The sequence below is a fragment of the Streptomyces sp. NPDC039430 genome, assembly GCF_055639435.1.
Genome location: NZ_JBVKAK010000003.1, coordinates 187723 through 213776, shown reverse-complemented (window position 1 = coordinate 213776; position 26054 = coordinate 187723). Strand labels below are relative to the sequence as shown.

Sequence of the window (26054 nt, the reverse complement as noted above, 5' to 3'; positions counted from 1 at the left end):
CGTGGCCGGGGGGTGCGTACAGCCCGGGGACGGCGCGGCCCGGGGACGGCTCGACCCGAGGACGGCTCGACCGGGGGACGGCTGACGGCTGACGAGACGGGCGGCGGACGAGACGGAGGGCGGAGGGCGGGAAGGCGGTCAGCCCGAACACGCCGTCCGCTGTGCCTCCTGCCACTCGCATACGGGACAGAGCGTCGCGCCCTTGACCGTTTCCGGATACTCGGTCGGCTTCGCGCACAGGACGCAGTCCGCGTACGCGACCTCCTCCGCCCTCCCGCGGGCTTCCGCGATGTCGTCCGTCACGTCGTCCGCCGCGTCTTCGGTCACGTCTGTCACGGCGTCCTCCGTCATGTCTGTCACCGCGTCCTCCGTCATGCCGGCGAGCGTACTCAGCTCCGCCGCTTCGCGACCACACAGGCCACCGCGCCCGCCGCCGCGGCCAGCAGCACAGCGGCGGTGAAGGGCAGCCCCGGCACCCGCACGACCGCGTACACGTCGTCCGCGACCCCTGTGAGCCGCCGCGGGTCGTGGTCGACGAACACGACGGTGCCGCCCGCCGCGACGCGTCCGGCGACCGCCCGGTCCAGTTCCGTACGGGCCGACGCGTCGAGCCCGGTCCATGCCTCGTCGAGCACCAGCAGCTCGGGGTGCGCCAGCAGCGCCTGCGCGACCGCGACCTTCTGGCTGGTCCCCTTGGACAGCTGGGACATGGGGGTACGGGAGTGTCCCGCCGCTCCGAACCGCTCCAGCCACTCGGCGGCGCGGGCCTCGGCGACCGTGCCCCGCAGTCCGTGGATCCGGCCCAGACGCACCAGATAGGCACCGGCCGTGAACGGCGGCGAGACGGGGAAGCGCTCGGGTACGCAGGCGGTACGCGGGCGGCCGGTGAGCCGGCCCTCGGTCGGTGTGCCGATACCGGCGAGCAGTCGCAGCAGGGTGGACTTCCCGCTGCCGTTGGCGCCTTCGACACGTACCAGAGTGCCCGCGGCCAGATCGCGATCGATCCCACGCACCACCCAGGGGCCGCGGAGGCCGTAACGACGGCCCACGCCTCGCGGATTCATCACCATGGAGCGGCCGGGCCCGGTCAGTGCGCGGCGGCCTTCTGCGGGGTGCCCTCGCTGGGCCGGACGATGACGAAGCCGTCGCCCTGGAGCATCAGCTGGACGGCCTCGCCCGAGCCGCCGCGGATCATCGAGCCGACGGACTGCGAGCGGTGCAGCGAGGTGGAGAGCTGCGCGCTCCACCCGACGACCGCGTCGGTGTCGACGTACACCGGGGCCTGGCCCGTGACGGGGATCACGATGGGGTTGCCCTCGCATATGACGCCGAGCTTCCCGTGGCCGGTGAAGAGGCTGTTGAAGAGCCCGCCGCCGGTCATCCCGGCGCCCTTCACCGTCTTGATCTCGTACGAGAGGGTCGGATCGAAACAGAGCACGTTGCGGCCGTTGATGGTGAGCGCGTCGCCCTGCTCGATATCGACGATGAAGCAGTTGGCCGCTTCCTGCGCGAACCACGCCTCCCCCTGGCCGCTGACGGTCATCAGCGGCAGGCCCTCGCCCGTGACGGCACGCTTGAGCAGGCCGCCGATGCCCTGGCCCTTGCGCTCGAACTGGAGGCTGCCGCGGAAGGCGATCATGGATCCCTGCCGTGCGTACATCTCGCCGTGGACGGCGTACTTGATCGACTTGGTGTTCTGCAGCGTCATCCCGGGGGCGGTGGCCGGCTGCGCCAGGTACTCGTCGGAAAAGAGATCGCTCTTCATGCCGTGCATAGTCACCCGGACGCGCCTGTTCCGCCAAGAAGGGTGTGCCCAGGAGCCCAGGAAGGCGGGACCCGCGCTGCTGGCAGACTGGACCCGTGAGCAGTGACATCAGCGACCGCGGCGACCACGTACCCGACCGGACCTCGCGCGACGAGGCTCCCCAGTTCGTACTGCCGCTGGTGGTCCGGATCGAGAAGGCCGCGCCGCCCGCCCGTACCGACGCCCTGGAGACGGCCGCCCGCGCGGTGCTCCTCATGCTCTCCGACGAGCGGTCGGAGGGCGAGGGCGAGTGGGCGAGGGCCGTACGGGAGTGGCAGGACGCCCGGATCCGCAAGGTGGTACGGAGGGCGCGCGGCGCGGAATGGCGCCGCGCCTCCGCGCTCCCCGGGATCACGGTCCTGGGCACGGGGCCCACGACGGAGACGTCCTCCACCGCCGAGGTACGGGTCTTCCCGCCCGTCCCGCTCGACGGCTGGCCCAAGGAACTGGCCAAGCTCCAGGTCTCCGGCACCGAGCTGGACGACCCCGAGGCACCGCCCGCACCGGACCCGGAGCTGCCCGTGCTCTGGTTCAGCCCCGAGCTGGCCATGTCGGCGGGCAAGTCCATGGCCCAGGCCGGGCACGGCGCCCAACTCGCCTGGTGGGAGCTGTCGGACACGGAACGCAAGGCGTGGCGCGAGGCCGGCTTCCCGCTCTCCGTGCGTACCTCGGGCGCCGCGCGCTGGCGTGAACTCACCGCCAGTGGACTGCCGGTGGTCCATGACGCCGGATTCACCGAGATCGCGCCCGGGAAGACGGTTGTGGCCGAAGGGGGCAGCCGCTTCTGCCCTCTCCCGCGCGAGCGGGAGAGGTGAGCGGACTCCAGGCCGTTACGCCGTACCCGCGTGCCATGCCCGTACGCCGTGCCGGTATGCCGTGCCCTCGGCCGACCGGCAGGTCCGCTCCGGCGTCGGGCGCCCGTGCTGTCAGCCGGACACGAGGTGGAGGACCGCCGTACCGTCCTCGCCTGTCGCCGCCTGGATCACCACCGCACGCGGCTGGGGACTCGGCCGGGCGGCGTCCCCCAGACCGCCGCAGGAGTTGCCGCTCCCGTTGTCGCGCAGGACCGTGACGCAGCCTTGTCCCGGGCCGGTCGCCCCGCCCTTGGACTCGCCGTTGGCCGACTTCACCGTGTATGCGACCTTGTCCGGGCCGACCTCGGTCACGGACAGGGTCGCCTGGCCGGCCGGGCCCTTGAACCGGAACGTCACGGGCTCGGTCACCGCGATCTCGCAGTCGCCGTCCGCACAGGCGCCGACGTCACGCCCGTCCGCCGCCGAAACCGACGGTTCCGCCGACGGCCGCGCGGGGGACGGCTGCGCCGAAGAGGGCTGCGCGGAAGGGGACTTCGAGGTCTGCCGATCGGGTGAGGCCGCCTCGTCGGCCTCGTCCGGGCTGCCGCAGCCGGCCACCGTCAGGGTGGCCAGCGCGGCGAGTACGAGGCCCGTCCCCCACCGATACGAACGCCCTGTCCGCGGCCCGCGTGCCGATGTCGTCGTGCCCATCACGTTCCCCCGTTGTCCCGGCCTTGCCCGCATGGGCTCGGTGTCCGGCAGCCAGTCTTCCCCCCTGGCACCGCCGCCACGCGCCACGCCGGAGGGAAGGGAACGGAGCGCCCGGGAAGGGATGGGAGCGCTGACGAGGGCGAGTCGCTGATCATCCGGCGCCGCGGAGCTGAACGCTCCGGCCGGACCGTACGTAACTCCCAGTACCGCGAGGCGGGCCGGCCGGCCGGTCGGCGGTCGGTCAGGGCGGTCGGTTCTGGCGGTCGGTTCTGGCGGTGTCGGAATTCGGTTCGGGAGGCAGCACATTGTTGCGACGCATCAACGGTACGGCGCTCATCATCGCGGCACTGGTCGTCACGATCGGGGCCCTGGCCTTCCCCGTCTGGTCGTACGCCGACCGTTCCGGTACCGGTCAGGCGAACCTCAACGCGTCCAGTGTGGCCACCCAGTGGGGCCCGCTCTCCGCGACGGACCGCGACCTCCTGGTGAAGGTGCGGCTGGCGGGACTGTGGGAGCTGCCGGCCGGGCAGCAGGCCATCGAACGCGCCCCCAGCCAGGCGATCAAGGACTGCGGTGACCATCTGGTCGTCGGCCACACCGATCTCGACAAACGGGCCCGCGATGTCGCGGCGAAGCTCGGGGTCGAGCTGCCGAACCAGCCGAACGAGCAACAGCAGGGCTGGCTCAGGGAGTTGTCGGCGGCCACCGGCCAGGAGTACGAGCGGAAGTTCGCCAATCTGCTGCGCAACGCCCACGGCAAGGTCTTCGCGGTGATCGCGCAGGTCCGGCACACCACAAGAAACACGCTGATACGGCAGCTGGCGAGTGACGCCAACCAGACGGTCCTGGACCACATCACCATGCTGGAGGCCACCGGCAGGGTCGACTTCGACGCTCTCGCCAACGAGGCGGCCGGCACCTTGACGGCCAGTCCGACCGGACCGCCGCCCCCGAACGGCAATCTGCCGCCCGCGCCGGACGCCGTGGCGCCCACCGGCAACGACACCTTCACCTCCCGGCCCTCCACCCAGCCGGGCGCTCCGACGGCGATCAACACGAACCGGCCGGCGCCGGGGACCGATCCGTAGAAACCCGTCCGCGTGTGAGACCCCGGCCGCCGCCGTGGAACCTCAAATCATCCTCTGAACGTCCCCCTCTGCGGATTCACCGGCGCGCCGCGGGGTCATCACCTCTGCACCGCGCCCGTCGCGGACGGCGGACGGGGGACGACCTCGGACACCGAGGAGGGGGAGCCATGAACGACACACCACAGCTGGGGATCGGCATCGGCTGGCGCCCGGAGATCGCGGACACGGTCGAGGCGCTGTCCGGTGTCGACTGGGTCGAGGCCGTCGCGGAGAACGTCTGCCCCGGCCATCTGCCCGATTCGCTGGTACGGCTGCGGGAACGCGGCGTCACCGTCGTACCGCACGGGGTCTCGCTCGGCCTCGGCGGCGCGGACCGCCCGGACGCGCGGCGGCTCGCGGATCTCGCGGAGCGCGCCGAGGCCCTGGGCTCGCCGCTGGTCACCGAGCACATCGCGTTCGTACGGGCCGGCGGGGCGCTCACCGCGTCGCCTGTCCTGGAAGCCGGTCATCTGCTGCCGGTCCCGCGCACCCGGGACGCCCTGCGCGTGCTCTGCGAGAACATACGCGTCGCCCAGGACTCACTGCCCGTGCCGCTCGCCGTGGAGAACATCGCCGCGCTGATCAGCTGGCCCGACGAGGAGATGAGCGAGGGACAGTTCCTCGCGGAGCTGGTCGAGCGCACGGGCGTACGGCTGCTGATCGACGTCGCCAATCTGCACACCAACCACGTGAACCGGGGCGAGGACCCGGCGAAGGCCCTGGACGAACTGCCGGTCGAGGCCATCGCGTACGTCCATGTCGCGGGCGGTGTCGAACGCGACGGCGTCTGGCACGACACCCACGCGCACCCGGTCACCGCGCCCGTACTGGACGTACTGGCCGGGCTGCGCGCGCGGGTCGCCCCGCCGGGCGTCCTGCTGGAACGGGACGACGACTTCCCGCCCGCGGCGGAGCTGGCCGGTGAACTCACCACGATCCGGGAGACGATCACGGCCGCGGCGGCCGTCGCCCCTCCGCGCCCGGCGACGGCGGAAGCAGGAACGGGAACGGGAACGGGAACGGGAACGGGAACAGAAGCGGAAGCGGCAACGAAAGCAGAAGCGGAAGCGGAAGCGGTGCGTACGGAGGAGCGGGGGGCGAGCGGCACCGACGCCGCCCGGGGGCGACTGGCGCTCAGCGAGGCCGCCCTGCTCTCCTCGCTGGTCGCCGGTACACCCGCACCCGAGGGGTTCGATCCGCGCCGGCTGCGCGTCCAGAGCCGCGCCCTCGCCGCCAAACGCGCCGGGGTCGTCGCCAAGGTCGCGCCCGAGCTTCCGGAGATCCTCGGCAAGGGCTTCCGCCCGGCGTTCCTCGCGTACGCCGCGCACACGCCCATGCGCGGCGGATACCGCCGCGACGCGCTCGACTTCGCCGAGAGCCTGCTGATCGAGAGACGCCCCGAGGACTCCGCCGCCCGCCGGCGGCTGACTCTCTGGTGGCGTGAGCGGGCCGCCTCGCGGCCACCGCGCCGGGCGACCCGTCTCCTCCGCGTGGCCCGCGCCGCGCTGGCCGGGAGGTGAGGGGCGATGACGACGTTCCTCCTCACCGCGGTCCCTCTCGCGGTCGCCGTCTCGTCCGTCCTGCTGATCGCCGGGGTGATCCGCTCGCGCGGCGGGGTGACGGGCACTCCCGCCGTCCATGACGTGTGGGAGGCCGCGTTCCTCGGCGGCGGTCCCGGCAGGGTCGTGGACGCCGCGCTGGCCGGGATGCGGGCGGACGGGCGGCTGGCCATCGGCGGTCCCGGCATCGTCGCCGTCCTCCGGCCCGTCGCCCATCACCCGGTGGAGCAGGCCGTGCTCCAGGAACACGCCATGGCGCCCACCGGCGCCCTGCACGCGCTGCGCCTCGCGGTGATGCGCGCCCCGGCCGTACAGCAGGCCGGCGACGCGCTCGCGGCACGCGGGCTGGTGGCACCCCGCGCGCGGACGCGCCCGTGGCGTACCTGGGGCGCCGTTCAGGGGGTGCTGTGCTTCATCGCCCTGCCCGCGTCGTTCATCGCGGGCGCGCTGGCGACCTTCGGCTCCTCCGGCTCCGGTCCCGGCGGGATGTGGGCGTTCGCCCTGCTGCCGGTCCTGTTCGCGGGGACGATCACGGGATTCGTCTGCGCGGCCTTCGCCGGGCGGCGGATCACCGGAGCGGGGCGGCGGGCGCTGCGCGGCTTCGTCGCGGGGCTCGCGCACACCGACGCCTCGGCGGCGCACCAGGTCGCGGCGCACGGGGTGGCGGGGGTGCCGGACCCGGAACTGCGGGAGCGGTTGCGCACCGCCGCGCGCCTGCGCCCCGGGCGTGACTTCGCGCCCGCGGCGCATATGTCCGCCGGGGCGGTGGCCTGGTGCTCGGGCGCCGATCCCGGGTCGGGTACGGGATGCGGGGGTTCGGGGTCGGGCTGTGGCGCGAGCTCCTGCGGAGGCGGAGGCTCCGGCGGTTCCGGCGGGGACGGGGGCGGAGGCGGCAGCGGTTGCGGCGGCGGAGGCGGAGGCTGCGGGGGTGGCGGCGGAGGCACGTGAGGACCGGGATTTCCGAGGTCCGCGCGGCACATCCCGTCCCGTACGGCCACTCCTCAGACCCTTCGGAGTGGCCGTACGACGCATCGGGGTCATTGCGGCCGACACCGCGCACGGATGCTTGTCCGCCTCCGTCGCGCTGCTGACCCTCTGTCTGCGGATCACCCTCCGATCCGTACGCACGGAAGGGAACGCGATGAGAGCAGTAGCGAAATACGGGGCGCTGACCACCCTCGGCTCCGTGGTCCTGTCGGCCCTCGTCGCCGCCCCCGCGGACGGCGCCGACGCCACCGGCGCTCACACCACCCGCGGTGCCACCGCGGTCGCCCCCGGCGGGCACGCCATGACCGGCGCCACCGCCGACGCGGGCCGTGGTGTCGTCCGCGCCGCCCGGCGCGCCGCCACCACCGGCATCACCTTCGGCGCCTGCCCCAAGGCGGAGCGGCTGCCCGCCCCCATCGTCTGCGGCACGGTCGAGGTCCCGCTCGACTACGCCGAGCCCGACGGCCGGACGATCAGCCTCACCGTGAGCCGTGTGCCCGCGACCGGGGGTGCGGAGCGGCGGCAGGGCGCGCTCGTCTTCAACCCGGGCGGCCCCGGCGCCTCCGGCATGTACTTCCCGATGGCCGCCGAGGTGCCGCACTGGAAGCGGGTCGCCGAGGCATACGACCTCATCGGCTACGCACCGCGCGGAGTGGGCCGTTCCGCCCCGCTCTCCTGCGAGAATCCGGCGGACTTCGGCAAGGCCCCGACGCAGGCCCCCGTCCATCCCTCCGCGTCGTACAAACGGGAGCGGATCGCCGAGGCCAAGGCGTACGCGCGGGGCTGCGCCCGCGGCGCCGGCTCCGCGCTCCCCCACTACACCTCGCTGAACAACGCCCGCGATCTGGATGTGCTGCGCGCGGCGCTCGGGGAGCAGAAGCTGACCTTCATGGGCGCCTCGTACGGCACCTACTTCGGCGCGCTCTACGCGACGCTCTTCCCCTCGCACGTGGCCCGGATGGTCTTCGACTCCGCCGTGAACCCGGACCCCGAACAGATCTGGTACCGCAACAACCTCGACCAGTCGGCAGCCTTCGAGCGGCGCTGGTCGGACTTCCGTACCTGGGTGGCCAAGCACGACGCGACGTACCACCTGGGCACCGACGCCGAAGCGGTGCGGCGGAGTTACGAGAAGGTACGCGCCGGGGTCGCGCACAAGCCGGCCGGCGGGAAGGTCGGACCCGGGCAGCTCCAGGCGGCGATGCTCGGGGCGGGCTACTACGACGACTACTGGCCGTCGCGCGCCTCGGCCCTCTCCGAGTATCTGAAGGGCAATCAGCAGCCGCTGATCGCACAGGCCGCGCCCCGTCCGGCCGCCGCGGCGGAGAGCGAGAACGCCACCGCGGTCTATACCGCGGTCGAGTGCGGTGACGCGCCCTGGCCCACGGACTTCGCGGTGTGGGACCGCGACAACACCGCGCTGGCGCGGCACGCGCCGTTCGAGACCTGGGACAACGTCTGGATGAATCTGCCGTGCGCCTACTGGACCGCTCCCCGGCAGCGACCGGCCGAAGTCCGCACCCTGCCGGGCCAGTTGCCCCCGACGCTGATCCTGGCCGCGGAGCGGGACGCGGCGACGCCGTACGAGGGCGCGGTGGAACTGCACAAGCGGCTGGCCGGTTCGGCCCTGGTGACCGAACGGGACGCCGGCACGCACGGGGTGTCGGGCGGCGGCAACGCCTGCGTCACCGCGATCATCGAGGACTACCTGCTGCACGGAAGAACCCCGGCCCGGCGCACCGAGTGCGCACCGCACGCGGAACCGGACCCGGTACAGGGCAAGGAGAGCCTCTCCCCGCGTGTGCTGCCGCCGGTCCTGGCGCGCGTCGACCACTGGCTCGCGACGTAGGAGGCACGGCCCCGGGCTGCCGCGGCTCCTTCTCCCCCGGGCCGCCCCGGGCCGCCCCGGGCCGCTTCCGCTACCGGGTGAGTGTCCGGTCTCGTCCACTCGCCGGGACGCGGTAGCCGTCGCTCCGCCGCGGCCGCTCAGTGGCCCCCCCCTTGACGCATGCCCATATCGGCATACGATTGCCCCATGGCACGAGCAGCGACGACGTCGGACGTCTTCAACGCGATCGCCGAGCCGCAGCGCCGGGAAATCCTGGTACTGCTGCGGGCGGGTGAGCGGTCGGTGACCGAGTTGGCCCAGGAGCTGGGGATGACCCAGCCGGGGGCGTCCAAACACCTGCGGGTGCTCCGGGAGGTCGGGCTGGTGTCCGATCGCAAGGCGGGCAAGCGGCGCCTGTACGGCCTCGACGCCGGCGGGCTGCGGCCCGTCCACGAGTGGACCGGCGGTTTCGAGCAGTTCTGGAACGAGAGCTTCGACCGACTGGACGCCTACGTGCAGGACCTGAAGCAGACAAGGAAAGCGGAGTAACTGATGAGCACGACAGGAAGAGGAACGCCGGCGCGGTCGGCGACAGCCGACCGAGAGATCGTCACCTCCCGGATCATCGACGCCCCGCGGGAGCTCGTGTTCGAGGCGTTCACCGACGTCCGGCACCTGTCGCGGTGGTGGGGACCGGAAGGGTTCACCACCACCACGCGGGCGTTCGCGTTCCGCGTCGGCGGAGAGTGGGACTTCGTGATGCACGGACCGGACGGGACGGACTACCAGGAGTGGATCACCTGGACCGCGCTCACCCCGCCGGAACGGATCGCGATGCTCCACGGTGAGACCCGCGACGACCTGAACGCCTTCGAGTCGGTCATCACGTTCGAGCCCGACGGCGCGGCGACCCGGATCGAGATGCGCACGGTGTTCCCCACCAAGGAGGTGCGCGACGAGGCGGTCGAGAGGTACCACGCGATCGAGGGCGGCCGGCAGACCCTGGGCAACCTGGCCGCGTACGTCACCGAGATCGTCCGGAAGGGAGCGGAGGGCTGATGGCCGGGAAGGTGTTCTTCAGCGTGTCGATGTCGCTGGACGGTTTCATCGCGCCCGAGTCCTCCGAGGAATTGATGGGGCAGCAGTGGATGGAGCTGCAGCGGTGGATATTCCCGCAGCGGTTCTTCCGGGAGAACCTGAAGCTGGGCGAGGGCGGCGAGGAAGGGCGCGACAACGACATCGTGCGGGAGACGTTCGAGCGCACCGGCGCGAGCGTGATGGGTAAGCGCATGTTCGACGCCGGGGAGCGGATGTGGCCGCGGGAGGCGCCGTTCCACACGCCGGTCTTCGTCGTGACGCACACCGAGCGTGACCCCTGGGAGCGGCCGGGCGGGACCACGTTCCACTTCGTCGACGACGGCATCGAGTCCGCCCTCGACCAGGCCCGCGAGGCCGCCGGCGGCCGGGACGTCCGTATCGCGGGCGGCGGCGCGACGATCCTGGAGTACCTGAACGCCGGCCTGATCGACGAGTTCTCGATCGCGCTCTCACCCGTGCTGTTCGGCTCCGGTATCCGCCTGTTCGAGGGCGTGGACGCCGGCCGCGTGGCCCTGGAGCAGATCCGCGCGGAGCCCTCCCCGAAGGTGACGCATGTGACCTACGCCGTCCGGGAGCGGTAGCTGTCCCGAACTCGGCGCTCTCCCACCGGGGTCAGCCGCCCGCGGACGGCCCGGCCCGCCCTGGCGTCGAGGGAACGGGTGCGGGCCTGGCCGCTGCGGCAGATACGGGTGGACCCGCAGGAACCCGCACCCGCTCAGCCGTCTGCCCCGGGGCGGGTTCGCGGTGATCCCGGTGGGGTCACATCAGGGGAGTCAGCCAGCTTTCGAGCACGGCTTCCCGGTCGCGTGAACGCAGGACTTCTGTCGGTCTGTTCTCCTCCCACCACTGGGTCAGCAGGGAGGGCGCGGCGCTGCCGCGCACGAAGTGGGAGAGCAGACCGAGCGAGAGATCGACCTCCCGCTGTGTGTACGCGGTGGCCGCGGCGGAGAAGACGGGTGTCTCGACACGCCGGTCCTGGGTGTACACCACCGCGGTCATCATCGACGGACCGTCTGGCCCCCAGGCGTTCAGCGCCGCGGCGACGACGCTCACCACCCGCGTCGCCCACCGTGCGGCGGTCGAACGGACCGGCACGTCGAGAATCTGTAGATCCGTCACGTCATCCCAGAGCCAAGCCTGTTGGCCGGTACCTTCGCCGACCGAAACTCTGGTCGGCGAGAGGAACACGCCGGGGTCCTCATCGCCTGGAGGCGCGCCCAGGCACACCCTGTCCTGCTCTATCCAGAACAGGCCGATCACGCTGCCCAGACGCTCGGGACCGCCGTCCTGGGGAGAGGGGGCTATCAATTCCGGCTCCGTTTCTCGATCACAGACATGGAAGCCTCCGTCCGCCGGGCGGCGGACCTTCCACATCCGCTCTACCACGTCAGGCCGACCGGACGTACGCGGATCGCCGACGGACGGAGCACATCTGAGTCACGCGGGATCCGGAGCGCCGGTCCGGTCTCATATCGAGACCGGTGCGCGTGTGGCCGGCGAAGGTCGTTATGGCGCACGACATACGGGAAAGAGCGCGGTCTTCGCGTAGCGGCGCGGCACGGCCGCGGGGCGGCGGGCGACCGCGTCGAGTACCGCCTCGCGGCGCTCGGACTCAGCAATCGAGAATGGCCCGGCAGGTCGCGAGGACCCGCGGTCCTGGCTCGCCGAGGGCGAGAGCCGTCGCCTGCTCTCGAACCGTGGGGTGGGCGAAGACGAGCCTGGCGCTCACGTCCACGTCGAGGAGCGCTCCGAGGCGCGTCGTCATCCGGGCCGCCTGCAGCGACGTACCGCCCAGGGAGAAGAAGCTCGTCTCCGGGTCGACCGCCCCGGCAAGGCCGAGGGTCTCCGTCCAGAGCATGGCGAGCACCGACTCCACGGGCCCGGAGACTTCCCGCGCACGGGACGATCCGATGGGCAGGACACGCGAGGCCAGTGCCAGTCGGTCCACTTTCCCGTTGGCGTTCAGAGGGAACGCCTCCAGGATTTCGATCGCGGCCGGCACCGCCACCCGTGGCACGCGGGCGGCGACATGGTTCAGCAGTTCCGGTACCGAGACGCGGCCCTCCGGCTCGGCGACAACATGACCGACCAGCCGCTTCCCTCCTCCGACCTGTCGCGGGACGACGACCGCGTCCTTGACCGCGGCGTGCCGGCGCAACGCGGCCTCGACCTCCGCGATCTCCACCCGAACCCCGTTGATCTTGACTTGGAGATCGGATCTCCCCATGAACTCGATGGTGCCCTCGGGCCGTCGGCGCCCGAGGTCGCCGGTCCAGTACGCCCGCCGGCCGGAGCCGGCGCGTGGCCTGAAGGCCGTGCTCGACTCCTCCCCGATGTATCCGCGGGCCAGCCCGACCTCGCTCTCCACGCACATCTCGCCGGTGACCCAGTCCGGGACCTCATGTCCCTCGGCGTCGACGATGTAGTACCGCTGGTTGCGCATCGGGACGCCGTAGGGGATCGACGGGCCGTCGCAGACGTACCCCGCGGGGAGCGGGTTGATGATCGACCACACACACGTCTCGGCGGGGCCGCCGGACGCCACGACCGAGATGCCCGGGAACACCTTCTCGGCGCGCGCCGGAAGGTCGACGGGAATCCAGTCACCGGCGAGCACCACGGCGCGCAGCCCTTCCAGCGTCCGCCGACGCTGCTCGGCATGGTCGACCAGCAGTTCGAACAGCGCCGGCGCGGAGTTCCAGACCGTGACACCCCGCGACTCGACGAGCTCCAGCCAGTGGCCGGGATCCACACCGCGGTCCGCGTCCGGCATCACCACCGAGCCACCCGCCATGAACATGCCGAAAACGTCGTACACCGAGAGATCGAAGTGGAAACCGGAGACCGCGAGCACCCTGTCCCGGGAGGAGACCCGCAGCTGTTCGTTCATGTGGGCGAACGCGTTCGCCGCCCCTTTGTGCGGTACGACGAGGCCCTTGGGCTTCCCGGTGGAGCCGGAGGTGTAGATGACATACGCGTCGTCGTCGACCGTCGACCTGCCTCGTTCGACCGGCTCGTGGGTGAGGAGTTCGTCCAGCCGTACGACCGTCTTCGTACCGAGGTCCCGCGCACGCCGTTCGAGTGACCGGTCGGTGATGATCAGCGCGACCTCGGCGTCGTGCAGCACCGCCCGCAGTCGCGCGTCGGGCTGCTCGGCGTCGAGCGGGAGATAGGCAGGCCCGGCGACGGCGACGGCGTGCGCGGCGAGTATCTGCTGCCGGCTCTTGGGCAGAAGCACGGCCACCGGGGCGCCGGGTGGGGCGAGTTCGACGATCCCCGCGGCCGCCCGGAGTACCTGCTCGGCCAGCTCACCCCGGGTCACGACGGAGCCGTCCGCGGCGATGAGAGCGGCGTGGCCGGGGTGCTCGCGCGCGCCGTCCAGCAGGGCCCGGGTGAGCGGCAGTCGGGGAACCGGGCCGTCGGTGTCGTTCATGGTCCGGCGTCGTTCGAGCTGCTCCGCGGGGATCAGGTCGAACCGCTCGCACTCCCATGCCCCGGGGTCGTCGACCAGTCGCCGCATCAGCCGGCCGAAGGCACCGAACATGGCGGAGATCATGCCGGGGGGAAAGGCGGAGAGCCGGTGGTCCCAGCTCCAGTGGAGCTCCCCGCCGACCTCCGCGACCTGGAAGTCCAGGCTCACCTGCGGGGTCTGCGTACTCGTGTGGACGGCCTCGCCCAGCGCGGTGTGGAACTCCTGCGGAGGCTGCCCCAGCAGACTGGTCAGCACGACCGGAAAGCCGACTTCGGTCCGCCCGCGGAGGAGGGCCAGCTTACGGGCGACATGGATCCCGCTGAAGTCGCTGTGCGGCAGGTCCTCCCACAGTTGGCGCTGGGCCCGCCGCGCGCGTGCGGCGAACGTCGCGCCGTCGCCGCGCATCTCCAGCAGCACGGTGCTGGTGAAGTCGCCCACCACGCCGCTGTACGCGTCCCCGGCACGGACAGCCGGGAACACAGGGACGTTGACGACGAAGTCACGGCCGCTTCCCCAGGCGCGCAGCACCTCGGCGAACACCGCGGCGAGCAGGGCGGTCGGGGTGACCGACCGGTGTGCCGCCTGCCGCGTGAGGCGGCCCGCCGTCCGCGCGTCCAGCGCGTCCTCCAGGCGCACGAAGGTGGTCTCGCCACCCGCCGCGGAACCGGACGCGGGCAGTGCCGGAGCGGGAGGCAGCGTCTCCAGCCGGTTCGTCCAGTACTCCTCGGCACGCCGCCACGCGGGACTGGTGGCCTCGTCGCGCTCGCGCTCCAGGACGAAGTCCCGGAACGTCACGCCGGGTGCGGGGGCCGGCGGCGCGCCCCGGTACAGGGCCGCCAACTCCGGCACCAGCACGTGGAAATAGCTCCACGCGTCGGCGACCAGCAGATCGAGGCTGAAGTGGACGCGCTGCCGCCCGTCCGGCAGGAGCGACACCTGGACATCCCACAGCGGGAACGTCATGGGGTCGAACAGCCTGTGCGACTGGGCGCCGCGCAGGCGCCCGAGGCGCCGCTCCGCCTCCTCGGGAGACAGCCCGGTCAAGTCGTTGACGGTGACCTCCCACGGAGGGGGGTCGGCCAGCACCCGCTGACCTCCCTCGGGGCACATCACCGTGCGCAGCGCCGGGTGGCGGTCCACCAGCGTGCGCCAGGCGGCGGCGAGTGCCCGGGGGTTCGCGGTCGCCGACTCCCACTCCCAGTAGCCGTGGCAGCCGACCGAGCCGTAGTCCATCCCGGCGTCGCGCCCCACCAGATAGGCCTCCTGGGTGGCCGTCAGCGGGAAGACGTCCTGGGCGTCGTCCGTGCCGTGCCGCTCCCCGGCCGTACGCTCCCTGGTCACGGCAGCATCGCCTCCTTCAGACCGGCCGTGGCGGGACCGCCCCCGGCCGGAAGGTCGTCCAGTTCCCCGCAGATCCCGGTCATCCGGCGGCGCGCCTCCGTACGGGCCGCGTCCGACAACGTGTACGACGTGTCCCCCGTGACCTCCACGGCCCCCAGGACGTCCGCGACCAGCTCGGCCGCCCTGCGCGCGAGGCCGGCGTCTCCGCCGCGGGCCGCGAGCGCGTTCGTGCCGATCCGCAGGCCGCCGGACACGGCCGCGGGCAGTACGTCGCCGGGCACGGCGTTGCGGTTGACGAGGATGCCGCAGCTCTCCAGCGCCTTCTCGGCGACCCAGCCGGTCATTCCCGTGCCACGCAGGTCGACCAGAACCATGTGGTTGTCCGTTCCCGAGCTGACGAGAGAGAGCCCGCGCGCGGTGAACACCGCGGCGATGACCCGGGCCGTCTCAAGGATCCGCCGGCAGACGTCGTGGAACTCCGCCGTGGCCACATAACCGAACGCCCACGCCTTCGCCGCGATCGCGTTGGGCGCGGGGGTGCCCTGGACGCCGGGGAAGACCGCGGCGCGCACCCGCCGCTCCAGCGCCACCGGGTCGGACACGTCGGTACCGCCGAGCACCAGGCCTCCCCGCGGGCCCGCCAGTTGCTTGTAGGTGCTGCTGGTCACGAGGTGTGCGTACGGCACCGGCGACGGGTGCAGGCCGGCGGCGACGAGTCCCGCGATATGGGACACATCGGCCAGCAACGCGGCATCCGTCTCGTCCGCGATCTTACGGAACGCGGCGAAGTCGATCTCGCGTGGATACGCGCTGCCCCCGCAGATGATCACGGCGGGCCGGTATCTCCGCGCCAGCGCCCGCACCTCGTCCGGGTCGATGAGGCCGTCCGGCGTCACACCGTAGTGACGCGCCCCGTACAGAGTGGAGGTGATCGACGAGCGCGCGCCGTGGGAAAGATGCCCACCCGCCTTGAGGGACATCGACAGCACCGTCCCGCCCCCGGGCATGAGGGCCCGGAGCGCCGCGAGATTGGCGTTGGTGCCGGAGTGCGGCTGCACGTTGGCGAACGGGGATCCGAATACCTCGCGGGCCCGTCGGCAGGCCAGTTCCTCGACGCGGTCGAAGACCTCGCACCCCGAGTGGTACCGCCGGCCCGGATAGCCCTCCCCCGTCACGTTGGTCAGGACCGAGCCATTGCACCACCGCACCTGCCAGGGTGCCGTCGACGCCGCCGCCACCAGCTGCAACGTCTCGCGCTGACGCCGCTCCTCGGCTGCCAGCAGTGTGAACACCTCGTCGTCGACGGCCGTTCCGTTCCGTTCGGCGTCGGTTGCCGAGTCCATGTCGTCCCCTCCCCTGCGGGTGGCGCCGACCCTAGGGGCGGACGGTCAGAGCGGAGAAAGATGAGGACGGTGAACTCTGAACCGATTCGTAACCGGCGTTCCTAGACTTGTGCGCGCTCCTTGTCGGTATTCCTTATCCGGAGGCGAAAGAGAACCGTGACTGGGCCTGAACAAGACATCGGGGCGGCAGCGGAGAACGCCGAACAGGGCCGGTCCGAACCAGACCCGCGCCGCTGGAAGTTATTGGCGGTACTCGCGACCGTGCAGTTCATCATCTTCCTCGACGCCACCATCGTGAATGTCGCGCTGCCGTCCATCCGGGACAGCCTCCGGCTCAGTGAACAGCAGCTGACATGGGTCGTGAACGGATATCTGCTGGCGGCCAGCGGGCTGCTGCTCGTCGGCGGCCGGCTGGGGGATGTGTTCGGGCGGCGGAAGCTGTTCGCCATCGGGGCCGGCCTGTTCGCGGCCGCGTCGGTCCTGGCAGCGGTGTCGGTCAACGCGGAGACGCTGCTGACGGCCCGGTTCGTGCAGGGCGTGGCCGAGGCCTGCGCGGCTCCGGCCGCCCTCGGCATGATCGCCCTGACCTTCACCGACCCCAGGGAGGCACAGAAGGCCTTCGCCATCTGGGGTGGCCTCTCCGGGCTCGGAGCGACACTCGGCGTCGTGCTGTCCGGCGTCCTCACCGATCTGATCAGCTGGCGCTGGATCTTCTGGATCAACCTGCCGCTGGCCCTCGTGCCTCTGGTGCTGGTGTTCGTCTACGGCCGGGAGAGCACGATGGACGGCAGGCGCGCCGTCGGCCCGGTGGGCGCGATTCTGGTGACCGGCGGAATGGTGGCGACGGTCCACGGCATTCTGCAGATCACCACCCATCCGGTGGCGAGTGCCGATGTCGCCCTGCCGCTGATCGGAGGACTCGCCGCCCTGGCCGCCTTCGTGGTCCTCCAGGAGAAGTCCGCCAATCCGCTGATGCCGCTGTCGTTCCTGCGCAACCGGGTACGGGCCGCCGGTTATCTGGGACTCTCCTTGCTGAACGCCGCGACGGCCGCGATGTTCTTCCTGCTGGTGCTGTACATGCAGAACGTGCTGGGGTACAGCCCTCTCGCCAACGGGCTCGCGTGGGTGCCGTACTGCCTGATGTTCCTGCTCGGCCTGCGCGCGGGGCTGACCGCCATGCCCAAGCTGGGCGCCCGTGCCGTCATCACGTCGGGGCTCGGCATCGCCGCCGTGGGGATGGGGTGGCTGGCCCTGGTCCCGGTCGACGGCGACTTCTGGACGTCGCTGCTGCCCGGCATGGTGGTCCTCGGCTTCGGCGGCGGAGTCACCTTCCCCGCCGTCCAGACGGCCGCGCTCTCCAGTCTCTCCATGCAGGACGCCGGCCTCGGCTCCGGCATCATCACCACTCTGGGCCAGCTCGGCCAGGCCGTGGGCCTGACCGCCCTGGTCACCGTCTCGCTGGCGGTGACAGCCGGCTCCGACGCGGGTGGCGACCAGGCCGTGGTGGACGGGTACGGCATCGGCCTGGCCATCGGCGCGTGCGTCCTCCTGGTGGGCGCGATCGCCACCCGGGCCACCTTCGGCACGGCGAACCGGGACGTCGCCAAACTGGCCTGAGAGAGCGGCCCTCGCGGTGCGGGCCGGCCCCGGGACCGGCCCCCACCGCTCTCGCCAACACACCTACGAATCATGCGAGTTGAGCTAAATTCAGAACAACGTCCTTGTAGAGTCACCTGGCATGACTTCACCCCATGTGGTCTTCTACCGGAGCATGAATCTCGGCCACGCCGGCAGCCCGGACCGAGCGACGCTGGAGGCGGCGCTGTCCGCCGCGGGAGCCGGCTCGGTCACATCGTTTCAGACGAACGGCACCGTACTGTTCGAGGCGGACGACCCCATGGGCGTCGTCAAGAAGGCGTCCCGGACCCTGAAGTCGGCGGCGGGCTACTCCGAGGCCGCGGTCGTCCGCACCGTGGGTCTGCTGGTCGACGTCCTCGACAGCAACCCGTTCGACGGGCATGAGGACAGCCGCACGTACCGCAAGACCTTCACGTTCTTCGACGGCGGAAGACCCATCGAGCTGACGCTGCCCTGGACGAACACCAGGGACGACGTCGACATCGTCGGACTCCGCGAGGGCCTCGCGCTGAGCGTCATCCGCAAGGCCAAGTCCAACGCGGGAAGCCCGACCGCCGAGATCGAGCGGCTGACCGGAGTACCGGCCACCACCAGGACGTTGGGCACCATCGAACGACTGGTGAAGGCGGCGGGCCGCGGCTGAGCGGGAGGATCCGCGCCCGGCGCCCGCGGGACGCGCGTGCCGGCCCCGCTCCGGCGGGGTGATCAGCCCGGCCAGGCGGCCACCACCTGATGTGCCTGGTCCGGGTTCAGGCGCGGATCGCACAGGGGCTCCGGAGCACCGGGCGGCCAGGCCCAGCCGGCCTCGTCCGGGACGCACTCGACGACGGGATCCGGGGACACCTCCAGATGGAGCCCGCCGGCCACCCCCCGCTCGGCCGTGACCGCGGCGTGGAAGGCCCGTACCTCCCGCACCAGGGAGCCGACCACCCGGATCTTGCGGCCCTGCGGACCGCGGAAGGTGTTGCCGTGCATCGGGTCGCAGAGCCAGACGACCGGGTGTCCGGCCCGCCGCACCGCCGCGACCAGCGGGGGCAGCAGGGCCCCGGCCCGCCGCTCGCCCAGCCGGGCGATCAGGGAGAGCCGGCCCGGCTCCCGTCCCGGGTCGAGCCGGTCGCAGACCGCCACCAGTCCGGCCGCCGTCATGCCCGGCCCGACCTTGCAGGCGACCGCGTTGGACACCCGGGACAGCAGCTCCACATGCGCTCCGTCGAGCTGCCGGGTACGGTCGCCGATCCACGGCCAGTGCGTCGAGGTCAGGACGGGCCGCCCGTCATGGCGCCGCACCAGAGGCAGCTCGTAGTCCAGGACGAGCGCCTCATGGCTGCTCCAGACGCGAGGGAGGGCGTGGCCGCTCCTGGCCGGACGGGCCGAGGCGAGCACCCTGGCCACCTCCGCGGCGGCCCGGTAGCCGGCGGTCATACGACGCGGGTCCGGCGTCCGCGACGCGGCGTCGAAGGCGGGACCGTTGACCAGATGGCCCCGGAAGGCCGGGAGTTCACGGCCGTCCCGTACCTCGGTGTCCTGCGAGCGGGGCTTGGCGTACTGCCCGCCGATACGGCCGACCGTGACCACCTGCCGCCGTGCCCGTGTGCCGAGCGCGTCACCGAGCGCGTGGAGCAGGCCGGCCCTGTGGGCGATCCGCTCGGGCGTCGCCTGTTCCGGGACCTCCGCGCAGTCACCGGCCTGGAGCACCAGCAGCCGGCCCTCGGCGACCTCGGCGAGCAGGCCGCGCAGTTCGGTGGCCTCGGAGCCGCTCACCAGGCCGGGCGCCGACGCCAGTTCCGCGGTCACCCCGGCCACGGCGGTCGGATCCGGCCAGTCCGGCTGCTGCCACGCCTGTCGGGCGCTCACCGCACGGATCACCTCGTCGGAAGCCGGGTGCGAACGCCCGGGGCCGATGAGATCACGGCTGGCAAGGGACACGGTTCAGTCCTTCGGCTCGGGGACTCGACGGAAGCGGCCAGGACGGTGCTCGCCCAGCCGCAGCGCCTCGGTGACGAGGGCGCGGATGACCTGCGGTCCGTGTTCGGTGAGCACCGACTCCGGGTGGAACTGGACCGAGGTGAAATCGGGGCCGCGCAGCGCGTGCACCTCACCGGTGGCCGGGTCCCGGCCGACCTCGACCAGCCCGCCGTGGTGGGGCTCCGTCAGCTGGGAAGTCCCCGACCAGGCGGAGAAGGTGTTGTAGAAACCGGCGTCGACGCTCTCACCGAACAGGTCGATCCGCCGTCGGACCCCCTGGTTGGGCTCGGGACGGCACCGGACGTCGAGGCCGAGGAGGCGGCAGAGCACCTGGTGCGAGAGACAGACAGCGACCAACGGCTTACGTCGTTTCAGGAGTTCGCCGACCAGTGTGTGCAACCGGTCCATCTTCGGCTGGTCCGTACGGCCCGGGTCTCCCGGCCCCGGCCCCGCGACGACGAGGTCGTAGCCGTCGGACGCCGGGACGTCGGTCCACGGGACGACCGTGACCGCCAGACCGATCGCCCGCAGCTGGTGGGCGAGCATCGCGGTGAACGTGTCCTCGGCGTCGATCATCAGCACGCGCAGACCGGTCAGTCCGGGCACCAGCCAGTCCTCCGGGGTCCGCGGGGACAGCCAGAACCGTGCCAGTCCTCTGTTGCGCTCCCGCAGGAGCGCCCGGGCCCGGGGGTGCCGGGCGATGTCGGGCCCGGCGGGCCGGGGGGCGGCGACACGGTCCCCGTGCAGGGCGGAGAGGAAGCCGGCCGCCTTCGCGTGGGTCTCGGCCACCTCGCTCGCCGGGTCGGAGTGGCGTACGACCGTCGCGCCCACCCCGAGGCTCAGCCGGGCGTCCGGGGTGAGCTCCGCGGTGCGGATCAGGATCGTCGAGTCCATCGTCGCCGCGCCGTCGGCGTCCCGGCCGATCAGCGCGGCCACCCCGCTGTAGTATCCGCGCCCCGCCGGTTCGTACCGGGTCAGGACCTCGCAGGCGTTCTGGACGGGGCTTCCGGTGACCGTCGGCGCCAGCAGTGTGCGCCGGAGGATCTCGTGCGGCGGGAGTACGGTCCGGCCGCGGACGAAGTACTCGCTGTGGGTGAGGTGCCGCATCCGCCGCAGATACGGGCCGTCCACGCGCAGGCCGGCATGGCAGATGCCCGCCATCATCTTCAGTTCCTCGTCGACCACCATGTACAGCTCCTCGACCTCCTTCCGGTCGGCGAGGAACGCGAGCAGACCGTCGAGGGTCGGCCCCCGCCCGGAATGGCGGTACGTCCCGCTGATCGGGTTCATGGCCGCCTCGCCGGCGCCGAGGCTGATGTGGCGCTCGGGGCTGGCGCCGACGAACGTCCGCCGACCCGTGTGGATCAGGAACGTCCAGTGGGCTCCGGACTCTCCCTGCAACAGCCGCCGGAACAGGGCCAGTTCGGTCGCCACCGAACTGTCGCGCAGGCGTGCCGAGTAGCTCCGCCTGATGACGAAGTTCGACCCGGACCCGGCACCGATCTCCCGCGCCACCACATCGCGCACGATCGCCGCGTATGCGTCGTCGTCCAGGTCGAACCCCGCCTCGTCGAACGGGACATCGATGTCCGGAGCCGTACGCAGAAACCCGTCCAGGTCCAGCGTCGACCGCTCCTCGATCCGCAGGGCCAGCAACGGCGCACCGTCGTCGGTACAGGCGTAGCCGCGCTCGGCGACCTGCCGGAAGGGCACGACGGCCAGGGTCGTCGGCCCGGCCGCCCGCGGGCCGTGGGCCGGCGGCCCCTCCGCCGGCAGCTGCGCGAGGTACGACAGCTCGGCCACCGGCCCGCGGAGCAGTTCCAGTACGCCCGGCGCTGTCATACCCGGGCGGTACAACAACGCGAACGGCTCCCCGTCGTTCAGGCCGTCCACCGGCACTCCCTCCCGCGCCGCTTCCGCTACCGGTGGCACCGCGCTCAGGCGCGCGGCCGGATCGACACCTTGAGGTTCTCGGGCATGAAGAACCCCCCCTCGGCCACCGACAGCTCGTACGCCTCGGGGACCTCCACATCGAAGGAGCGAACGATCTCGGCCAGGGCCAGGCATGCCGCGTGCAGCGCGAACTGGCGGCCGATGCAGGCGCGCGGGCCCGTCCCGAACGGCTTGTAGAGGTGGGGTTCCCTGGCCCGGACACGCTCCGCGCGGAACCGGTCGGGGTCGAAGGCGTCGACGTCGCCGCCCCAGGCCGCGTCCCGGTGCAGGCCCATGGTGAGCACCGCCGCCCATCCGCCGGCCTTCACCTCGTGCTGCCCGCCGATGACCGTGTCCTCCGTGGCGACCCGGAGAAACGCCGGGGTGGGGGCCCAGAGCCGGAGCGTCTCGTCCACCGCCCTGCGCAGGGTACGCAGCCGGTAGACGCTCTCGAAGTCGATCCGCGAGTCCCCGACGGTCGCGCCGATCTCGGCGCGCACCGCCGCCAGCAGGCTCGGGTCACGGGAGAGGAAGTAGAGGCAGAAGGTGATCAGCGACGCGGTGGTGCCGTAGCCCGCGACCATGAACGTCGTCACCTGGTAGCGCATGTTCTCGCCGGACAGCCGCTTTCCGGTCACCTCGTCGCGCGCGTGCATCATCGTGCCGAGGATGTCGCTGTGTGTGGTCTCCGCCGACCGGCGACGGGTGTCGATGACCTCGTCCACCGTCTTGTTCATGGTCTCGATCCAGGCGCGGAACTGCTCCTCGCGCTGCTGCTGGACCTGCGGTGGCAGCACCGAGTAGGCGAGCGCGTTCACCATGGAGCTCACATAGGGGTGGTTCTGCCCGCCGCCTTCGTACGAGCCGAAGTCGAAGCCGAAGCCGGCCTGCCCGATCATGTCGAGCGCGAGCGTGGTGGCGCTCTCGGCGAGATCGACCCTCTCGTCGTCGGCGGTCCTGGTCCAGTGCTCGACGAGCCTCGCGACGGAACCGGACATCTCGTGGTGGTAGCGCCGCAACGCCTCGCGGCTGAAGGCGGGCAGGAGTATGCGGTGAGCGAGCGCCCAGTTCTCCTCGTCGTTGTAGGCGGTGAACAGCCCGTCACCCGTGACCGGCCGGAACGCCTCGATGCCGAAGCCGGTGAACTTCTCGAAACGGGTGTCGTCGAAGAGGTCCTTGGCGATGTCGGCGCCGGTGACGACCACCATGCCGAAGCCCGGTGCCTGGGTCTCGAAGATCGGCCCCAGTTCCCTCGACCACTGGTACATCCGCTGCATGGGCCGCACGAAGTCGGAGTTCTCCATGTCCAGGGTGTCCGGCCGGCGTCCCGCCGGGTGCGGAATGCCGTCGAGTCCCGGCCACATGTCCTTCAGGTTCACTGCGTTCCCTTTCCTCTCCGATTCACGTGCCGTGAGACCCGGTCGGTCCCCGCGGTGCCCGCCTCGCGGCGCTCGCCCGCACCGGCACCGCCTTACGCCGGCCTCCTGGCCGGGACACCCACGGGGGACCGGTCGCGTTCGCCGGCGAACTCGTCGGCCAGCAGGTCCGTGCCGGTGAGTTCCCGGTGCTCACGGAGCACCCGGGCCAGCCGCGCCATCCGGACCACCATGCGGCGGAGCATCTCCATGCCCTCCTCGTCCGTGAGGACCTCGCCCTTCTCGTTGCCGAACAACACGGCCGGGAAGCCGTACCCGGGGACGATCATGCGGTTCAGCAGGACGTTGTCGAGCAGTTGGTTGTGCACCTCTACGTGGGAGTACCTGCGTCCGGTGACGAAGACGCCGCCCACCTTGTTGGTGAGCACACGGTCGAACCGCAGATGACCGGTTCCGGAGCGCTCCAGGAACGTCGGCATGGTCGGCGCGGATCCGAATCCGTGCACGGACGTGGCGTAGATGAGGGCGTCCGCGGCGGCCATCCGCTCGATCAGCGCCGGCAACCCGTCCTCGATCTCGCACGGCCGGCTGCGGAAGTTGCAGTCACCGCACGGCCCGCACGGCGACAGACGCAGGTCCCACAGGCGTACCACTTCGAGATCCGCGTGCTCCTCGGCCAGGATCTTCCCGACCTGTCCGAGCGCGTGCGTGATGTTGCCGTCCGGGCGCTCGGAGCCGTTCAGGGCGAGGAACGTGAGCCGCTTCGCGGACGTGTCCGCGCCGTCCGTCCCGGTGGGGGTCATGACCGTCCCTCACCGGGAGCACGGCGGGCGCCGGGCCGGAACCGGACCGGAAGCCGGCTCAGCCGATGGACGGTGAAGCTCGGCTTCCAGGTGAGCTTTTCCTCGGGGACGGCCAGTTCCAGATCGGCCAGCCGGTCCACCGTGACACGGAAGGCGACCTCGCCCTCCAGCCGGGCCAGCGGAGCGCCGATGCAGTAGTGGGTGGAGTGCCCGAAACTCAGATGCGGGTTGGTCTCACGGCGCACGTCGAACCGGGCGGGGCACGACACGGCGCGCTCGTCGTGGTTGGCCGTGGGCAGGCAGATCGCCACGTGGTCGCCCTTGGGGATGCTCACGCCCGCCAGTTGGAGGTCGTCGGCGGCGAAACGGTAGGTGATGCCCGATACGGCACTGTCGTAGCGCAGCATCTCCTCCAGTCCTCGCAACGTCGCGTCGCGGGACCGGTCCTCGCGGAAGAGCCGCAGCTGCTCGCGGTGGCGCAGCAGTGCGAGGAGACCGTTGGCGAGCAGGTTGACCGTCGTCTCGAAGCCCGCCGACAGGAACAGGAAAGCGTTGGACCGTGCCTCCCGCTCCGTCATCCGCCCGTCGTCGACGGCTTCGGCCATCGTCGTCATGACGTCGTCGCGCGGCTCCACCCGCCGGGCGGCCAGCAGTTCGCCGGCGAACGCGTCGAACCACTCGCCCGCGGCGGCGATGTCCGCGCCGTTGGCAGAGGTGTTGACACCGGTGATGACCGCGGCACGGGCCTCGAAGTCGGCTCGCCGGTCCTCCTCCACACCGAGGACCTCGCTGATGACCGCGATCGGAAGGGGCAGGGCGACGGCCGGTATGAAGTCCGCCTCGCCCCTCTCGACGATCTCGTCGATGAGGCCGTGGGTGAAATCCGTCATCCACGGGCGGAGCTTCTCGACCTGGCTCCGGGTGAACGCCTTCTTGACGCTCTCCTTCATCCTGCCGTGGTCGGGCTGGTCGGCGAAGAGGAGGTGCCGGCTCAGCGGGAAGTCACTGTTCGCCAGGGTGAGATAGGGCATCAGCTTCTCGTTGGCGGCCGACACACCGCGGACCAGACCGGGGTGCGAGAGCGCCTCTTTCATCTCGGCGTTGCCCAGCACCAGCCAGGCCGGCATCCCGTCGGGGAGCAGGATGGGCACACAGCCGTGGCGCGTGCCGAGATCGCGTTCCAGGGATGCGACGTCACTGAAGTGTTCGACAGTCAGTGGTACGGCCTCGCGGACGGACATGTGCTTCAGCTCCTCTGTTCGCGGGAGATCTCACTGTGCACCGCGGCGGTTATCCCGGCTCGTCCGCCGCCGTCCGCCGCTTAACCGTGGCTGAACCCCGTGGTGCGAGCCTCGGCCGTCCACAACGGCAAGCCCCCGGTGACGGGTGCGGACGGCAGGGGTTCTTCACATGACCACGGAAGAGAAGGAACACTCCCTCGGCAACGAGGCCGGCGAACGGCCCAGCGCGTGCCGCATCTACGGTCAGCTCATCGGCGGGGACACCGTCGCCGAGGCCGACGGGGTCGCGCTGGCACGCCTGTTGCGCATCAATCCGGGCACTCCGGCGGTGGCCCGCGAGAACCGCCAGTTCATGCTCCGTGCCGCCCGCACACTCGCGTCGGATTTCGGGGTGCGGCAGTTCCTCGACCTCGGGTGCGCGTTTCCCACCGAGGGCTCGCCGAACCTGCACGAGGTGGTGGCGGCCCAGCGGAGCGGGACCAGGGTCGTCTACGTCGACGTGGAGGCCGACGCCGTGACCGCGTGGCGGGACCGGCTGGGTGGCACCGGGAACGTGGTCGCCGTGCGGGGCGCCGTCCAGGATCCGTCGGCCGTACTGGAGAACGCCCTGGTCCGTGACACGCTCGACTTCTCGGAACCGGTCGCCCTGGTGCTCACGGGGGTGTTCCCGTTCATCTCCGACGAGGACGACCCGTGGGGGCTGCTGGCCCGCTTCCGGGACGCCACGGCCCCCGGCAGCTGTCTGGTCCTCTCCCATGCCCTGACGTCGGAGGACTGGCCGGAGGGCGCCGAAGAGGTGCTGCGGCTGTACCGGGAGGAGATCCAGCCGATGTTCCCGCGCTTCGAGCGGGACGTCCTGCGTTTCTTCGAGGGTTACGAGCTGCTGGAGCCCGGCGTCGTGGCCACTCCCGCGTGGCGGCCCGACGAGGAGATCCCGCCGGAGCTGGTGTCCTTCAAGCGGGCCGTGGCGGGCGTGGGCAGGAAGGTCTGAAGGCGCCCGCCGACGGCCGGACGGCGGTGCCCCGGCAGGCTCTC

At 71.7% G+C, this 26054-nt stretch carries 22 protein-coding genes and 1 pseudogene; 11 read left to right on the top strand and 12 right to left on the bottom strand.

What is annotated here, in order from left to right; all coding sequences use genetic code 11:
- Window positions 1-138: 138 nt before the first annotated feature.
- The 3 genes and pseudogenes from ACZ7LS_RS10110 to ACZ7LS_RS10100 all read right to left on the bottom strand — a co-directional run bounded on the left by ACZ7LS_RS10110 (window position 139) and on the right by ACZ7LS_RS10100 (window position 1765).
- Window positions 139-351 carry a hypothetical protein gene (locus ACZ7LS_RS10110; RefSeq protein ID WP_382665873.1) on the bottom strand — a complete coding sequence of 71 codons (213 nt, stop codon included), beginning with the start codon at window positions 349-351 and terminating at the stop codon, window positions 139-141.
- A 56-nt stretch (window positions 352-407) separates the two neighbouring features.
- Window positions 408-1064 (bottom strand): annotated as a pseudogene (locus ACZ7LS_RS10105) (ABC transporter ATP-binding protein); the annotation flags it as partial.
- Between the two features lie 23 nt (window positions 1065-1087).
- Window positions 1088-1765 carry an AIM24 family protein gene (locus tag ACZ7LS_RS10100; RefSeq protein ID WP_385129129.1) on the bottom strand — a complete coding sequence of 226 codons (678 nt, stop codon included), beginning with the start codon at window positions 1763-1765 and terminating at the stop codon, window positions 1088-1090.
- 95 nt (window positions 1766-1860) lie between these two features.
- Here ACZ7LS_RS10100 and ACZ7LS_RS10095 point away from each other — a divergent pair, with 95 nt between their 5' ends.
- Window positions 1861-2619: an aminoacyl-tRNA hydrolase gene (locus ACZ7LS_RS10095; protein ID WP_382524782.1), complete on the top strand. Its 759-nt coding sequence runs from the start codon at window positions 1861-1863 to the stop codon at window positions 2617-2619.
- Between the two features lie 111 nt (window positions 2620-2730).
- On the opposite strand, the gene ACZ7LS_RS10090 is transcribed toward ACZ7LS_RS10095, so the two are convergent.
- A complete protein-coding gene (locus ACZ7LS_RS10090) occupies window positions 2731-3309 on the bottom strand; it encodes a hypothetical protein (protein WP_385129126.1) in 579 nt (192 codons plus the stop codon).
- 308 nt (window positions 3310-3617) lie between these two features.
- On the opposite strand from ACZ7LS_RS10090, the gene ACZ7LS_RS10085 reads away from it, so the two are divergent.
- The 7 genes from ACZ7LS_RS10085 to ACZ7LS_RS10055 all read left to right on the top strand — a co-directional run bounded on the left by ACZ7LS_RS10085 (window position 3618) and on the right by ACZ7LS_RS10055 (window position 10489).
- Window positions 3618-4397, top strand: coding sequence for a DUF4142 domain-containing protein (locus ACZ7LS_RS10085; protein WP_382524785.1), 780 nt, complete (start codon window positions 3618-3620; stop codon window positions 4395-4397).
- A gap of 167 nt (window positions 4398-4564) precedes the next feature.
- Window positions 4565-5956, top strand: coding sequence for an MbnB/TglH/ChrH family RiPP precursor modification enzyme (locus ACZ7LS_RS10080; RefSeq protein ID WP_385129122.1), 1392 nt, complete (start codon window positions 4565-4567; stop codon window positions 5954-5956).
- Between the two features lie 6 nt (window positions 5957-5962).
- Complete coding sequence (locus ACZ7LS_RS10075; protein WP_385129120.1) at window positions 5963-6943, top strand: TIGR04222 domain-containing membrane protein; 981 nt, start codon at window positions 5963-5965, stop codon at window positions 6941-6943.
- A 193-nt stretch (window positions 6944-7136) separates the two neighbouring features.
- Window positions 7137-8831 carry an alpha/beta hydrolase gene (locus tag ACZ7LS_RS10070; protein ID WP_382524790.1) on the top strand — a complete coding sequence of 565 codons (1695 nt, stop codon included), beginning with the start codon at window positions 7137-7139 and terminating at the stop codon, window positions 8829-8831.
- Window positions 8832-9017: 186 nt separating this feature from the next.
- Window positions 9018-9359, top strand: a complete 342-nt coding sequence (locus ACZ7LS_RS10065; RefSeq protein ID WP_382524792.1) for an ArsR/SmtB family transcription factor — start codon at window positions 9018-9020, stop codon at window positions 9357-9359.
- A gap of 3 nt (window positions 9360-9362) precedes the next feature.
- Window positions 9363-9869, top strand: coding sequence for an SRPBCC family protein (locus ACZ7LS_RS10060; RefSeq protein ID WP_385129116.1), 507 nt, complete (start codon window positions 9363-9365; stop codon window positions 9867-9869).
- Entirely contained in the window at window positions 9869-10489 is a 621-nt protein-coding gene (locus ACZ7LS_RS10055) for a dihydrofolate reductase family protein (RefSeq protein ID WP_382876724.1), read from the top strand. Before ACZ7LS_RS10060 ends, ACZ7LS_RS10055 begins: the two co-directional genes overlap by 1 nt.
- 178 nt (window positions 10490-10667) lie before the next feature.
- Here the strand turns inward: ACZ7LS_RS10055 and ACZ7LS_RS10050 are convergent, their stop codons facing one another.
- The 3 genes from ACZ7LS_RS10050 to ACZ7LS_RS10040 form a co-directional block, all read right to left on the bottom strand.
- Entirely contained in the window at window positions 10668-11168 is a 501-nt protein-coding gene (locus ACZ7LS_RS10050) for a hypothetical protein (RefSeq protein ID WP_385129114.1), read from the bottom strand.
- Between the two features lie 352 nt (window positions 11169-11520).
- Window positions 11521-14721 (bottom strand): non-ribosomal peptide synthetase, encoded by a 3201-nt coding sequence (locus ACZ7LS_RS10045; RefSeq protein WP_382970639.1) that lies wholly within the window; start codon window positions 14719-14721, stop codon window positions 11521-11523.
- Complete coding sequence (locus tag ACZ7LS_RS10040) at window positions 14718-16064, bottom strand: serine hydroxymethyltransferase (RefSeq protein ID WP_382665893.1); 1347 nt, start codon at window positions 16062-16064, stop codon at window positions 14718-14720. The genes ACZ7LS_RS10045 and ACZ7LS_RS10040 overlap by 4 nt, the downstream gene beginning before the upstream one ends.
- Window positions 16065-16220: 156 nt before the next feature.
- On the opposite strand from ACZ7LS_RS10040, the gene ACZ7LS_RS10035 reads away from it, so the two are divergent.
- Window positions 16221-17681: an MFS transporter gene (locus ACZ7LS_RS10035; RefSeq protein ID WP_469448733.1), complete on the top strand. Its 1461-nt coding sequence runs from the start codon at window positions 16221-16223 to the stop codon at window positions 17679-17681.
- A gap of 121 nt (window positions 17682-17802) precedes the next feature.
- Entirely contained in the window at window positions 17803-18345 is a 543-nt protein-coding gene (locus tag ACZ7LS_RS10030; protein WP_385129109.1) for a DUF1697 domain-containing protein, read from the top strand.
- A 62-nt stretch (window positions 18346-18407) separates the two neighbouring features.
- Here the strand turns inward: ACZ7LS_RS10030 and ACZ7LS_RS10025 are convergent, their stop codons facing one another.
- From ACZ7LS_RS10025 to ACZ7LS_RS10005, 5 genes are all read right to left on the bottom strand, one after another.
- Window positions 18408-19628, bottom strand: a complete 1221-nt coding sequence (locus tag ACZ7LS_RS10025) for a 3-deoxy-7-phosphoheptulonate synthase (protein ID WP_385129106.1) — start codon at window positions 19626-19628, stop codon at window positions 18408-18410.
- A gap of 3 nt (window positions 19629-19631) precedes the next feature.
- Entirely contained in the window at window positions 19632-21560 is a 1929-nt protein-coding gene (locus ACZ7LS_RS10020) for an anthranilate synthase family protein (protein WP_385129104.1), read from the bottom strand.
- Window positions 21561-21604: 44 nt separating this feature from the next.
- Complete coding sequence (locus tag ACZ7LS_RS10015) at window positions 21605-22978, bottom strand: cytochrome P450 (RefSeq protein ID WP_385129102.1); 1374 nt, start codon at window positions 22976-22978, stop codon at window positions 21605-21607.
- A gap of 92 nt (window positions 22979-23070) precedes the next feature.
- Window positions 23071-23778 carry a flavodoxin family protein gene (locus tag ACZ7LS_RS10010; protein ID WP_385129100.1) on the bottom strand — a complete coding sequence of 236 codons (708 nt, stop codon included), beginning with the start codon at window positions 23776-23778 and terminating at the stop codon, window positions 23071-23073.
- Complete coding sequence (locus ACZ7LS_RS10005; RefSeq protein ID WP_385129097.1) at window positions 23775-25019, bottom strand: cytochrome P450; 1245 nt, start codon at window positions 25017-25019, stop codon at window positions 23775-23777. The genes ACZ7LS_RS10010 and ACZ7LS_RS10005 overlap by 4 nt, the downstream gene beginning before the upstream one ends.
- A 169-nt stretch (window positions 25020-25188) precedes the next feature.
- Between ACZ7LS_RS10005 and ACZ7LS_RS10000 the strand changes: the two genes are divergently transcribed.
- Complete coding sequence (locus tag ACZ7LS_RS10000) at window positions 25189-26010, top strand: SAM-dependent methyltransferase (RefSeq protein WP_385129095.1); 822 nt, start codon at window positions 25189-25191, stop codon at window positions 26008-26010.
- Window positions 26011-26054: the final 44 nt, after the last annotated feature.

Excerpts from the sequence above, each read along its gene's own strand:
- ACZ7LS_RS10110 (WP_382665873.1), bottom strand. The coding sequence starts at position 351 with ATGACGGAGGACGCCGTGACAGACGTGACCGAAGACGCGGCGGACGAC.
- ACZ7LS_RS10100 (WP_385129129.1), bottom strand. The coding sequence starts at position 1,765 with ATGAAGAGCGATCTCTTTTCCGACGAGTACCTGGCGCAGCCGGCCACC.
- ACZ7LS_RS10090 (WP_385129126.1), bottom strand. The coding sequence starts at position 3,309 with ATGGGCACGACGACATCGGCACGCGGGCCGCGGACAGGGCGTTCGTAT.
- ACZ7LS_RS10080 (WP_385129122.1), top strand. The coding sequence starts at position 4,565 with ATGAACGACACACCACAGCTGGGGATCGGCATCGGCTGGCGCCCGGAG.
- ACZ7LS_RS10075 (WP_385129120.1), top strand. The coding sequence starts at position 5,963 with ATGACGACGTTCCTCCTCACCGCGGTCCCTCTCGCGGTCGCCGTCTCG.
- ACZ7LS_RS10070 (WP_382524790.1), top strand. The coding sequence starts at position 7,137 with ATGAGAGCAGTAGCGAAATACGGGGCGCTGACCACCCTCGGCTCCGTG.
- ACZ7LS_RS10065 (WP_382524792.1), top strand. The coding sequence starts at position 9,018 with ATGGCACGAGCAGCGACGACGTCGGACGTCTTCAACGCGATCGCCGAG.
- ACZ7LS_RS10060 (WP_385129116.1), top strand. The coding sequence starts at position 9,363 with ATGAGCACGACAGGAAGAGGAACGCCGGCGCGGTCGGCGACAGCCGAC.
- ACZ7LS_RS10055 (WP_382876724.1), top strand. The coding sequence starts at position 9,869 with ATGGCCGGGAAGGTGTTCTTCAGCGTGTCGATGTCGCTGGACGGTTTC.
- ACZ7LS_RS10040 (WP_382665893.1), bottom strand. The coding sequence starts at position 16,064 with ATGGACTCGGCAACCGACGCCGAACGGAACGGAACGGCCGTCGACGAC.
- ACZ7LS_RS10030 (WP_385129109.1), top strand. The coding sequence starts at position 17,803 with ATGACTTCACCCCATGTGGTCTTCTACCGGAGCATGAATCTCGGCCAC.
- ACZ7LS_RS10010 (WP_385129100.1), bottom strand. The coding sequence starts at position 23,778 with ATGACCCCCACCGGGACGGACGGCGCGGACACGTCCGCGAAGCGGCTC.
- ACZ7LS_RS10005 (WP_385129097.1), bottom strand. The coding sequence starts at position 25,019 with ATGTCCGTCCGCGAGGCCGTACCACTGACTGTCGAACACTTCAGTGAC.
- ACZ7LS_RS10000 (WP_385129095.1), top strand. The coding sequence starts at position 25,189 with ATGACCACGGAAGAGAAGGAACACTCCCTCGGCAACGAGGCCGGCGAA.